The following is a 12383-nucleotide window of genomic DNA, read 5'->3' on the forward strand; positions in this document are numbered from 1 at the left end:
CGTCGGCGCCATGTCTTCCACCCGTGAGCAGACCCGTGGCCGACGGTCCGGGTAGCCACCTGAGAGGTGGTGGCCCGGAAGGATGAGCGCGTGTCGCCCTGCCTCCCCTGCAATGATGTGGGGCACTTGTGTCTGCTGCGATTAGCTGGTGGGGCAACGCCAGATGGCGGCGAAAAGAAACTACTTGACAACTGGGGAGGGAGTTGCTATTTTACCCCTACCCGGTAGGGGTAGGTTGTCGGTCCCCGGCCGGACAGGTTGTTTCCCTTCTCGAGGAGGCTTATGCAGGAGCACAAGACCACTCACCTGGAGGAGCTAGGGCGGCTGCGCAAGATTCAAGGGCAGATCCGCGGCGTGATCAAGATGATCGAAGATCGGCGCTACTGCATCGACATCCTCACCCAGATTGCCGCGGTGCAAGGGGCGCTGCAACGCGTCCAGGAGAGCATCTTGGAGCGACACCTGCGCAGTTGCGTTTCCGAAACCGTCGCGGCGGGTAGCGATGCAGAGCGAGCGACGAAGGTCAATGAGATCATCGAGTTGCTGCGCAAGACTCGGCGCTGAGGAGGCCAACAATGACAGTATCGTCTGTAGTCCTCGTCCTGTTCAGTTTGGTGGCCGCCCTGCCCGTCAAGGCACAGCACAGAGTGACCGGATTGGACGAATTAGTGGCTCTTGTCCTACAACGCAACCCAAGGCTGCAGGCGGAGCAGTTGGAAGCCGAAGCCTTGAGTAGACGCGCCGCAGCCGCCGGCGTGCTCCCGAATCCGACCCTCGGCTTTGAGCTCAAGAACGTGGGGTGGGGCCGCCTCACCGTGGGCGAGGAGATGATGAGCGGTTTCGGCGTCTCGGTTAACCAGGGGATCCCCTTTCCCGGGGAGCTCAAGCTTCATCGGGTCGCGGCTCGGATCGAAGCAGACCAACAAGCGCTCCTGCAGGAGGAGACAAGGTTAGCTCTCGTGCGTCAAGCCAAAGAGCTATACTCCAGACTCTTCTACTACCAGCGTTCCCGCCAATTACTCGAGAAGAGGAAATCCCTGCTGGAGGAGGGAGCGCGGCTTGCCGAGGCCCGTTACGCTGTGGGCCAGGCGATTCAGTCGGACCTCTTCAAGGCCCAGGTGGAGATCTCCCAAACCGCAGAGATGATCCTCGAGACCGAGGCGATCCTGGAAGGATTGCGGGGGCGCGTGGCATCCCTCTTTTCCGTGCCAGTGGATTCGCTAGAAGTCATAGCTGGCGAGTTGCCGGTATCCTCGCTGCCCCTCGACGCTCCGGAGCTTCTGGCCAGGGCGCAGGAGAAGAATCCGCGCCTGAGGCGGACGGAACTGCAGGCGGAAAAGGCGGCTGTGGAGGAGAACCTCGCACGCATTAACTTTCTTCCCGACTTCATGATACGCGCTGGCAGAATGTTTCGTGGCCGGTTCGGGGATGTGTACGAGGCAATGGTCGGAGTCGAGATCCCCTTGTACTTTTGGAAGCGAGAGAAGAATCTCCTGGCTGAGGCCAAGCTGCGTCAGCAGGGTGCAACGCTCCAGACGCTGGACCTGCGGAATGAAATAGCCGCGGCGCTGCACGAAAGTTGGGTGGCTGGGAAGAGTGCCGAGGCACGCATCGCTCTGTATCGACAGCGGACCATCCCTCAGGCGGAGAGCTCTCTCCAGGCAACCCTTTCCAGTTACATGGTGGGGAGAGCGGATTTCCTCAGCCTCCTATCAGATATCGATGCCCTGATCACCTACCAGATGGAGTATGCCAAGAGCTTGGCGGACCTTTGGATCGCCGCCGCGCAAGTAGAGGAGCTGACCGGGGCGGAAATCCTGACAGCAAAGAAATAAGATCCCAGTAGCTCCGGATACACAACCAGAGGAGGTGCCGTGATGAAAAGAGGACTTGCTAGGGATCGCCTTCGCGACCCTGTGCCTTGCGCTGTTTTGGATCTCCTGCGGGAGTAAGGAGCAAGGCGCGCAAAAGGCGGCGGAGGAGGGACATGCCGGTCATGAGATGCCTGGCGAGCAGGTCCCGCAAAGGCAGCATGAGCAAAAGGCGCCCGCCCAAACGCCCACGGCCCCGAAGGAACAGAAGACGACTTACCACTGCCCAATGCATCCGGAATACACCTCCGATAAGCCGGGCAACAGTCCGATCTGCGGCATGAACTTGGTCCCGGTGAAGACCGAGGAGCCGAAAGCGACGCCGCACTCGGTGGGAACCCTGCACATCCCTGAGGAAACGCTCCGAGCAGTGGGTGTGACCTTCGGCGTAGCAGAACGACGGAGGCTGCACAAACAGATCCGCGCGGTGGCTCGCATCACCTACGATGAAACGCGGCTGAAAGAGATCAGCACCAAGTTCTCCGGGTGGGTGGAGTCGCTGTACGCGGACTTCACCGGGAAGGTGGTCCGCGCAGGAGAGCCGCTTTTTTTCCATCTATAGCCCCGAGCTTGTAGCCGCACAAGAGGAGTATCTGTTGGCCTTGGGCGCCAGCGGATCGGTACCTGCTGTTCGGGAGGCGGCTCGCCGCAAGCTGCTCCTTTGGGACCTCTCCGAAGCACAGATCCTCGAGCTGGAAAGGAGTGGAAAGCCCTCGCGCGTGGTGACGCTGCATTCCCCGGTGACAGGCTTCGTGGTGGAGAAGAGCGTGTTCCAGGGAAAGCACATTGAGGCGGGTGAAACCCTCTACCGGCTCGCGGAGATCTCGAAGGTCTGGCTCAAGGCAGCGGTCTATGAGGAGGATCTGCGACTTCTGCGGACGGGGCAGCCCGTCACCGCTGAGCTCGTGGGGGAATCGGGGAGCAAGTTGCAAGGCACCATCGACTACATCGATCCTTACCTGGACGGAGCAACCCGAACGGCGGAGGTAAGGGTGAGGCTGTCGAATGCGGAGGGGCGGCTTGTGCCCGGCATGTTCGCCACGGTGGAGATCGCGACGGATCTCGGCGAACGTCTGGTGGTGCCGGAGCAGGCGGTGATGTTTTCGGGAGTACGCTATTTGGTCTTTGTCCATCGGGGGAATGGAATGCTGGAGCCCCGGGAGGTTCGCCCCGGTGTGAGAGCGGACGATTTCGTCGAGGTTACGGGGGACATCGCCCCCGGCGATCAGGTAGTGACCTCGGCGAATTTCCTCCTCGACTCCGAGAGCAAGCTCAGGCTGGCCCTCAGCCGAACCCATTCTCATTGAAGGAGTCCCCCCGTGATTGAGAAGATCATCGATTGGTCGGCGAGGAACCGCTGGTTGGTCTTCCTGGGCGCGACCTTCGCGGTGCTCTACTCGATATGGTGTATTCGCCGGGTTCCGCTGGATGCCATCCCAGACCTGTCCGACACCCAGGTGATCATTTTCTGCCGCTGGGATCGTCCCCCAGACATCATCGAGGATCAGGTGACTTACCCCATCGTGAGTGCGTTGTTGGGAGCCCCCAAGGTGAAGGACATCCGGGCCTTTTCGGACTACGGCTTTTCCTACATATACGTCCTGTTTTCGGACGGCACCGATGTCTACTGGGCTCGCTCGCGCGTACTGGAATACCTCAGCAAGGTGACGCCCACCCTGCCGCAAGGCGTGAAAGTGGCGCTGGGCCCGGACGCCACCGGAGTGGGGTGGGTGTTTCAGTACGCTCTGGTGGACCGTAGCGGCAAGCATTCCCTGCAGGAGCTGCGGGGTTTTCAGGATTGGCATCTGAGGTACGCTTTGCAATCGGTGGAGGGGGTCGCCGAGGTGGCGAGCGTGGGCGGGTTCGAGAAGCAATATCAGGTGATCGTCCGTCCCGAAGCGCTGCTCGCCTACGGGCTTTCGTTGGGGGAGGTCGTAACGGCCGTGCGCAAGGCGAACGCGGAGGTGGGCGCCCGTCTGCTGGAGATCGCGGGAACAGAGTTCATGGTCACGGGTCGCGGGTACCTGCGCTCGGTGGAGGATCTCAAACGGGCGGTGATCAAGGTCGACCCGCGCGGGGTTCCCATTACGATCGGGAACGTGGCGGAGGTAGCCATTGGGCCAGACATTCGCAGAGGCGTTGGGGAGCTCGATGGCTTGGGGGAAGTGGTAGGCGGCATTGTGGTCATGCGCTACGGGGAGAACGCCCTACGGGTGATCGAACGGGTGAAGCAAAGGCTGAGAGAAGTGGAGCTCCCCCAAGGCGTGGAGGTGGTGATCACCTACGACCGCTCCGATCTGATCCAACGCGCCATCAACACTCTCCGGAGCAAGCTGTTGGAAGAGATGGTGGCTGTTTCGGCAGTCGTCATCCTGTTTCTGTGGCACCTTCGCTCCGCTGCCATCCCCATCGTGACGTTGCCTCTGGCGGTCTTTCTGGCCTTCATCAGGATGTACTACATGAGGCTAACTTCCAATATCATGTCTCTGGGCGGAATCGCCATTGCCATTGGTGCCATGGTGGATGCCTCCATCGTGCTTGTGGAGAACGCGCACAAGAGATTGGAAGCACACAATCCCCGTGAGGCCCCTCCGTTCGAGGTACTGGTTTCGGCCGCCAAGGAGGTGGGCAGGCCTATCTTCTTTAGCTTACTGGTGATTGCCATTGCCTTCACGCCCATCTTCACCCTGGAGGCATGTGAAGGGAGGCTCTTCAAGCCGCTGGCCTTCACCAAGAACTTTTCCATGGCCTTCGCCGCCCTTATGGCCATCACCGTCGCTCCCGCATTGATGGGTCTTTTCATCCGGGGCAGGATTCGCCCGGAGGAGGAGCATCCGGTGAGCCGCTTCCTATTTCGCATCTACGAGCCTGTGCTCGTCCGCATCCTCCGGAGGCCCTGGTTTGCGGTCCTGGTGGCAGCAGGTATTGTCCTTTCGACCGTGCCTGTGTACCTACGGCTGGGCTCAGAGTTCATGCCGCCTCTGAACAAAGGGTCGATCCTCTACATGCCGACCACCTTGCCCGGGATCTCGGTCACCGAAGCTGCGCATCTGCTTCAAGTCCAGGATCGGATTCTGAAGAACTTCCCGGAGGTGGAGCGCGTCTTCGGAAAGGCAGGAAAAGCTGTCACCTCTACGGATCCGGCTCCTTTCTCCATGATGGAGACCACGGTCCTCCTGAAGCCGCAGAGCCAGTGGCGCAGGAAACCGCGCTGGTATTCCGGCTGGGTTCCGAGGTTCCTCCAGGGGCCGCTGCGGATCCTTTGGCCGGATCGGATTTCCTGGCAGGAACTGATCTACGGCGAGGGCGGTCTCGAGCAGGCTCTGCGCCTCCCGGGGGTGGTCAACAGCTGGACGATGCCCATCAAAGGCCGCATTGACATGCTCACCACCGGAGTGCGCACACCCCTTGGGATCAAGATCTACGGCGATGACCTCCGCGAAATCGAGCGAATTGGGACGCAGATCGAGCGCATAGTTTCCGCCGTGCCGGGGACGAGGAGCGTCATTGCCGAGCGTGCAGGGGGAGGCTATTTCGTGGACATCGAGCTGAACCGCGAGCAGCTGGCTCGCTTTGGCCTGTCGGTGGAAGATGTGCAAATGACGATCATGGCGGCCCTCGGAGGGGAGGTGGTGACCCAGACCGTCGAAGGCAGGGAACGCTACACGGTGAACGTTCGCTATCCCAGGGAGCTGCGCGACGATGTGGACGAGCTCGGCCGGGTCTACGTCGCCACTGCCAATGGCGCTCAGATTCCGCTCTCCCAGGTGGCCGAGGTGAAGCTGCGCCTGGGTCCTTCCATGATCCGCGACGAGAACGGGCGTCTAGCCGGCTACGTGTACGTGGATATGGCGGGCCGCGATATCGGTCGCTATGTGCGCGACGTGAAACGGGCCCTCGAGCAGGAACTCCGGCCTCCTCCAGGCTATTCGCTGGCGTTTTCCGGCCAGTACGAGTACATGGCGCGAGTGAAGCGGAAGATGATGTTGGTCGTGCCGCTAACGCTATTCCTCATCGTCTTGCTCCTCTACACGAACACGCACTCCGTCACCAAGACTTTCATCGTGCTCCTGGCGGTGCCCTTCTCCCTGGTGGGAGCGGTCTGGCTTCTCTACCTGCTGGGCTACAATCTGAGTCTCGGGGTTTGGGCGGGCATCATCGCCCTCCTTGGGGTGGATGCCGAGACAGGCGTGATCATGCTCCTCTATCTCGACCTCGCCTATGAGGAGCGGCGAAGAAAAGGCCTCATGCGCTCATTGGGTGACCTCAAGGAGGCCATCATCCACGGAGCGGTCCGGCGCGTCCGCCCGAAGATGATGACGGTTACCACCACCTTTATCGGCCTTTTGCCCATCATGTGTGCACAAAGCCACGAGACCGGCGCTGACGTGATGAAACGGATCGCCGCGCCCATGGTCGGGGGGATCTTCACAAGCTTCGCGATGGAGCTCCTGGTGTATCCGGCCGTGTACCTCATTTGGAAACGCATGACGGAGCTGAGGAAATAGCATGAGGCCAGGGAAGGTCGGCATCTCCTGAAACGGCCTCGTCACCTGTGGCTTTCCAACGAGCAGAGGGAGGGGTCCGGCCTTGTTCAAGCAACAAAGGGATACGAGAGGATAGAGCTGGCGGCTTCTCCGCGAGCGCAGGGGAACTGCTTGGAGGGACGGCACCAGGCCGGCAATGTCCCCAGCAGGTCATGGCCATGCGGGTAGCTGGGGCGTGCTCTCGTGAGAAAGGCTAAGCGGCTCCCTTGCTGCTGAAGCGTGTGAGGAGTGGCGGAGATCAATGCCGATCCCGCGGCTGACCGGTACGAAGTGGCAAGCCTACTGACGGAGTTCCCGCGTAGGCCAGGTAGGTCAGCTACCTAAGGCATGAGCAAAGGGGAAGCGGCTTTGGTCGCCGGGGCAGTGCTTTCCGTGCAAAGAGCGCTGGCCGCGCGGTGCCTCAATGCGATTTGTGCCGCAGCAAATGGATAGCTCGGTGCGGCCGAATGCGGGTGAGTACCACGGAGCAATCTGCCCGTCCCGCGTGTCCGAGGCGCGCGAGGATTGTTACCCTGGCACCAGCGGTATTCTCCCGACGGTCAGGGAACTACCCGTGCGCGCGGACCTACTCGGAACGTCGTTCTCTCGCGGGAGAGGCGATCCATGGGCACGCGAACGATCTCCAAGCTGCAGCCGAGCGGGAAGAGCGAAGCTTAGACAGAGGCCACGGGATGCCCGAGTTTGCCACAGAGGAAGCCGATGGGAGTGGGGTTGCGCTGCCACGCGCTGAGGAGTAGCTGAGCACAGGCCGGCCGCACTGTGGAACAAAAGTGGACAACCCCCAGTTGTTACGGCCGTAGCTGCCGCCGACCGGGCACGGGGATCAAGATGTGGTCGGCGAGGTCGCTGGCGATATGGCCCGTGAGCCATTTTCCACGGATCGGCTCCGTTGCCGAGGTGAAAGTCGTTGCACCCAGAGGGCCTTTGTTGCACACCCTGTTGCAGCGGTGCGGTCTCAACTGCCGGGCAACTTCCCAAAGATCAAGCCCGTTGAGGATTCCTCGCCGGCTGGGGCCCTGAGGAACATGAGCCATCGGCCGGGGGGCAAACGTGCACATCGTAGCCAAGGAGAATCCACTGATGCACGGACACATCGGCGGCGTGTCTTACACGTCGTGCCTAAGACTTGGAATCGCCATGATCTGCCTTGCCCTTCTGACATTCACTTGTCGGCAAGACTCAGAAGACAAGGTCCGCCCCACCTTGATCGTCACCAATGCGCGCATCTGGACAGGCTGCGAGACTCAACCCTGGGCAGAGGCCATTGCTGTAGCCAACGAGCGCATCGTCTCAGTGGGCTCATCCGAAGAAGTCGGCCGCTTGGCAGGAGCCACCACGCGGGTAATCGACGCGCAAGGGAAGATGGTGGTCCCAGGCTTCATCGACTGCCATGTGCACTTTCTCGAAGGGGGCTTTCGCCTCTCTTCGGTACAGCTGCGGGATGCTTCCACACCCGCTGAGTTCATCAAACGCATCAAGGCATATGCTGAGCAGGTAGGGCCCGGCGTCTGGATCACCGGCGGTGACTGGGACCACGCCCTATGGGGAGGCGAGCTGCCCACGCACCAGTGGATCGACTCCGTCTCCACGCGCAACCCAGTGTGGGTGCGCCGCCTCGACGGGCACATGGCCCTGGCCAACTCCTTAGCCATGCAGGCAGCTGGCGTCTCGGCAAAGACCCCCGACGTGGCAGGCGGCACGATCGTTCGTGACGCGCAAGGCAATCCCACCGGCATCTTCAAGGACAATGCCATGGTGCTCATCGACCGGGTGGTTCCAGAGCCGGATCAAACCCAGAGGGAGCGGGCCTTGCAGGCAGCAATGAGCTACGTCGCCAGCCAGGGCGTGACCAGCGTGCACCACATGGGTACCTGGGACGACCTGGCCCTGTTTAGGCGCGTTCACGACGCTGGCAAGCTCATCACGCGCATCTACGCGGCAGTGCCGCTTACCACTGCGCAACTTCTCGCCAAGGAGGTGCGTGCCCACGGACGCGGTGATGAGTGGCTGCGCATCGGCATGCTGAAGTGCTTTGTGGATGGCTCGCTTGGCTCCCACACGGCCGCCTTCTTCGAGCCTTTCACCGACACTCCGGGGGACTCTGGTCTGCTGGTAAACGCGCCGGAGGACCTTCTTCGCTGGGTCAGCCAGGCGGACTCGGCCGGCCTGCAGGTGGCGGTACACGCCATCGGCGACCGCGCCAATGCTCTGCTGCTGGACATCCATGCTCAGGTAGCAGCCCGGAACGGCCCGCGCGATCGGCGATTTCGGATTGAGCATGCCCAACACCTGCGCCCTGCCGATATCCCGCGCTTTGCCCAGTTGGAAGTCATCGCCAGCATGCAACCGTACCACGCCATCGACGACGGGCGGTGGGCAGAAAAGGTCATCGGTCCGGAGCGCATCAAGACCACCTACGCCTTCCGCTCGCTGATAGACAGCGGGGCTCACCTAGTCTTTGGCAGCGACTGGTACGTGGCGCCGCCCTCCCCCCTGTTGGGCATCCACGCCGCGGTGACCAGGCGAACCATCGATGGCAGGAATCCGGACGGTTGGGTGCCAGAGCAGAAGATCACGGTAGAAGAGGCCTTGCGCGCCTACACGGCAAGCGCCGCCTACGCCTCCTTCGAAGAGGCAGAAAAGGGCACGCTGGAACCTGGCAAATTAGCTGACTTTGCCGTCTTAGATCGCGACATCATGCGCATCCCGCCTGAGGAAATTGCCGAGGCAAAGGTGGTGATGACGGTGGTCGGCGGGAAGACTGTCTTTGAAGGCCGCTGACTCTTACATGGGCAGATGGCGCTGAGGTACAAGCATCCCGTGGACACCGGGCAAGCGCAGACTCAGTGCCTACCCCTCTGCTCCTCCAATGCACCGCTTGGCAAACGGCCTGTACCCATGGCGGGTACATAGCGCGGGCTGCAAGCGGCAGGACTACAGCTTCCCTTGGTTGGCTAACCCGATGAACGCCTCCAGCGTCACGACAGCGACGGAATCCCCCAGTCGGAGAAGCTCTTTCAGCTGTCTCCCCACGAAGAAGTCGCGAAGCCTCCAGCCGTCTCCGCCCAGCACCAGGTAAGCCTTGTGGAACTTTCCATGGGATGAGGTCACAGCCTCCGCCAAGCACATTGCCTCAAATGGTACCTCCTGCTCGGCGCTACCCGCAACTTGTTGCCACTTAAGCGAAATCAGGAACCGCCTCCCCTTGGCATCCTCTGCAAGTGCATCAATGACATGCCTTCCTCCCCCAGCCGTTGCCCCACGTTTACATGCATCGTGCACCGGTATCCGCCGTGGGCAAGGGCAGGCAGAATCATCTGTTCGAGAACTAGCCCCGTGGTGGTTTTCCTCGGATTCATGTGGTTTGGTCCCTATTCGGTATCCGTCTTCTCGTACACGAGGAGGTAGCTGTGGACTATGCTAAGTTGCTCTCCTCCCTCTGCTCTTTCGGCTTGCTCGGGCGCCACAATTATGATCTCCCTCAACCTGAAGTCCTGTCGCTGGTCCATGTCCTTCCACACTAAGAACCCAGCCGGGACCAAGCGGTTGGCGGCACGGAAATCCCTCGCGCGTATGACTAGACAGCTGCCCGGGGCAAGGGCCTGCCTCGATTGCGTGACGATGTTCCGCAGCGCTGCGCGGTAGCGACCAAACGCGCTCAGGTCTTGTTGCGAGGCATGGTCAACGTACAAGACACCTATGCGTTCGTGCGACTCCGGAAGGCCAGCATCACGCCCGCCGTCGCACACCACTTCCGAGAATGCACCGCCTGCCATTCCAAATCTTCTGAGTAGGTTGCGCCTTGTTTCTGACTCGATGCGCTCCTCGGGGAATATCCAGACTGTTGTCGTCTCGAGGTTTTCGTCCCCGATCTTGGGCACCTCCGTTACGTCGGCACGCCAGCGAGCAGGAATATCGGCCCACAGGCTGCCTTGTTCCGCCACCCGCTTGGCGGGTGGCTTTTCGAAGATGGGGAGGTATTCGTGCGCCAAAAGCAAGAAATTGTGCTGAATGCTCCTGGTGTACCAAAAGCCTGTGGTCTTGCAGTTATGCTGCCGTTTTATCACCAACTCGCGTAACCCGAACCCGGCTTCCAGGAACACCCCGATGGTACTGAAGCCGATCGGTACCACACGCCTGTCTTTCCTCGCGTCGCCGATAAGAATGGCACACTTTCCCCCTGGCTTAAGAACACGCATGCTCTCCATGGCGACCTTGCGCATTTCGGTCAAGAACTCACCAATGGACAACATGGAAAGGTCGCCTGGGATCCGGGTGCTGTATTGGATAATGCCCGCATAAGGAGGGTGAGCACAAACGAGGTCAATCGTTGCGTCGCGAATGTCCGACAGCGCCCTCGCATCTCCGACACTCACTTGGGGTTCGAACATGTGAGGCAAGGCTTCCCCAAAGAACGAGGGGGGCACGGAGAAATTCAAGTTCTCGATCGTCATGGAGATAGCGGACGGGTTAATGTCCCTCGCCACGCATCTCCGCCCCAAAAGTTTGGCCTCCACAGCCGTAGTTCCACCGTCAACGAAGTAATCCAGCACTACCTCCCCCGGCTTCGAGTACTTCAGGATTACATTCCGCGGGATATACGGAGACCAGTTACCCCGATACCTGCCGTCGTGCGTGGCCCAGTCGCCCCGCTGCCTGAAACTCCAAACTGTTGTCGTTTCTTCCCGGAAATGCGCTGGTTGCCAGCGCTTGATACGCTTGCGTGCTCTCAAGCTGCTTACGTTAGCACCATACGTTTCGGTCACCAGCTGCTGAATTGTCCCGAAAGACACTCCGTAGCGTTGGCCGATCTCTTCGTCAGGCGTGCCACGTCTCTCTTCCGCCAGTATGACCTTGCGGAATTCCTCTTCGCCATGGGCGCGGACGATGTGCAGGCGCAAGCTCCTGCGCACACATGTGCCGCACAGAGGGCACTCGATTGCCCCGCTCGTGCGTTCCTTCAACAGTGGTCTCCGGTTCATGAATCTCTCTCTTCCTCGAAATCACACCCCTTGACGAACCCAGGTGTCGACCGAGTGTGGCCGAACACCTGAGAGCCTTTCTCAGATCTTAAACGGCACGGGCGTGAAGGAAATCGCGAAAATCACCAGCATGGCATAACCCAATGCCTTGCGCTTGCTGTCCAGGGGAAGCCAGGGGTCAAGTGGCACAGGGTGGCGAAAGCCAAAGACAACCAGCAACACGATGAGCAACGCCCAGCCAGGGTAGAAGACCAGGGTCACAACGCCAAAGACGATGAGAATGAAGAGGTAGGCTCGCTGCGCCTTCTGCCCGAACAGAGCGTACAGCACATGGCCGCCATCGAGCTGGCCAATGGGCAAGAGATTGAGGGAGGTGACAAACAGCCCGGCCCACCCTGCGAACGCCATGGGCCCGAGCATGATGTCCACGTCCGGCGTGAGCCCCGGCACAGCGAGCTTGGCAATCAGCTTGAAGAGGAGCGACTCCCCCAGGTAGAGAACTGTCGGTCCCGCCGCCGCCTTTGCCACGATCTGCGAACTCTGCAGGCCAAAAAAGATAACCGGCACGGCAACGCACAGTCCAGCTAAGGGTCCGGCCACTGCCACGTCGAAGAGGGCGCGCCGGTCGGGCATGCGCGCATCCATGCGAATCACCGCTCCTAAGGTGCCAAAGGGATTGAGCATCGGGAATGGAAACGGGATAAAATATGGCAGCGTTGCCCCAACGCCATGCCGCCGGCACATCAGATAGTGCCCCATCTCGTGCGCCAGCAAGATGCTCATAATCGACAGGCAATACACCGCTCCACCCACAAAGAAGGTGGATGCAACCGTAGCCACAAAGAGCAGCAGGTTGCTCACCGGCCGGTGTGGAGTCAGCCGATAGAAGAGACGCGCGCGCCTGCTCGGGCGGAAGGCTGGAGAAGCAGGCGGGTAGTACTCGGGCAAGCCGTCTGGAAGTTCAGGAAACCTCATCACTCTCC

General features: G+C 60.7%; 9 protein-coding genes. 6 read left to right on the forward strand and 3 right to left on the reverse strand.

Annotation, left to right across the window (positions count from 1 at the left end):
- Positions 1-282: 282 nt before the first annotated feature.
- From NUW13_04620 to NUW13_04645, 6 genes are all read left to right on the forward strand, one after another.
- Positions 283-564 carry a metal-sensitive transcriptional regulator gene (locus tag NUW13_04620; GenBank protein ID MCR4438310.1) on the forward strand — a complete coding sequence of 94 codons (282 nt, stop codon included), beginning with the start codon at positions 283-285 and terminating at the stop codon, positions 562-564.
- An 11-nt stretch (positions 565-575) separates the two neighbouring features.
- A complete protein-coding gene (locus tag NUW13_04625) occupies positions 576-1835 on the forward strand; it encodes a TolC family protein (GenBank protein MCR4438311.1) in 1260 nt (419 codons plus the stop codon).
- A gap of 55 nt (positions 1836-1890) precedes the next feature.
- On the forward strand, positions 1891-2433 hold the full coding sequence (locus NUW13_04630) for an efflux RND transporter periplasmic adaptor subunit (protein ID MCR4438312.1): 543 nt from the start codon (positions 1891-1893) through the stop codon (positions 2431-2433).
- On the forward strand, positions 2426-3178 hold the full coding sequence (locus NUW13_04635) for an efflux RND transporter periplasmic adaptor subunit (protein ID MCR4438313.1): 753 nt from the start codon (positions 2426-2428) through the stop codon (positions 3176-3178). The genes NUW13_04630 and NUW13_04635 overlap by 8 nt, the downstream gene beginning before the upstream one ends.
- 12 nt (positions 3179-3190) lie before the next feature.
- Positions 3191-6379 (forward strand): CusA/CzcA family heavy metal efflux RND transporter, encoded by a 3189-nt coding sequence (locus tag NUW13_04640; protein MCR4438314.1) that lies wholly within the window; start codon positions 3191-3193, stop codon positions 6377-6379.
- A gap of 1119 nt (positions 6380-7498) precedes the next feature.
- Entirely contained in the window at positions 7499-9199 is a 1701-nt protein-coding gene (locus tag NUW13_04645) for an amidohydrolase (protein ID MCR4438315.1), read from the forward strand.
- A 153-nt stretch (positions 9200-9352) separates the two neighbouring features.
- Here the strand turns inward: NUW13_04645 and NUW13_04650 are convergent, their stop codons facing one another.
- The 3 genes from NUW13_04650 to NUW13_04660 all read right to left on the reverse strand — a co-directional run bounded on the left by NUW13_04650 (position 9353) and on the right by NUW13_04660 (position 12375).
- Positions 9353-9529, reverse strand: coding sequence for a hypothetical protein (locus tag NUW13_04650; protein MCR4438316.1), 177 nt, complete (start codon positions 9527-9529; stop codon positions 9353-9355).
- Positions 9530-9789: 260 nt separating this feature from the next.
- On the reverse strand, positions 9790-11400 hold the full coding sequence (locus NUW13_04655; GenBank protein MCR4438317.1) for a DNA methyltransferase: 1611 nt from the start codon (positions 11398-11400) through the stop codon (positions 9790-9792).
- A gap of 81 nt (positions 11401-11481) precedes the next feature.
- Positions 11482-12375 (reverse strand): site-2 protease family protein, encoded by an 894-nt coding sequence (locus NUW13_04660; protein ID MCR4438318.1) that lies wholly within the window; start codon positions 12373-12375, stop codon positions 11482-11484.
- Positions 12376-12383 lie beyond the last annotated feature (8 nt).

The organism is candidate division KSB1 bacterium (assembly GCA_024655945.1).
Lineage (GTDB): Bacteria > Zhuqueibacterota > Zhuqueibacteria > JANLFK01 > Oleimicrobiaceae > Oleimicrobium.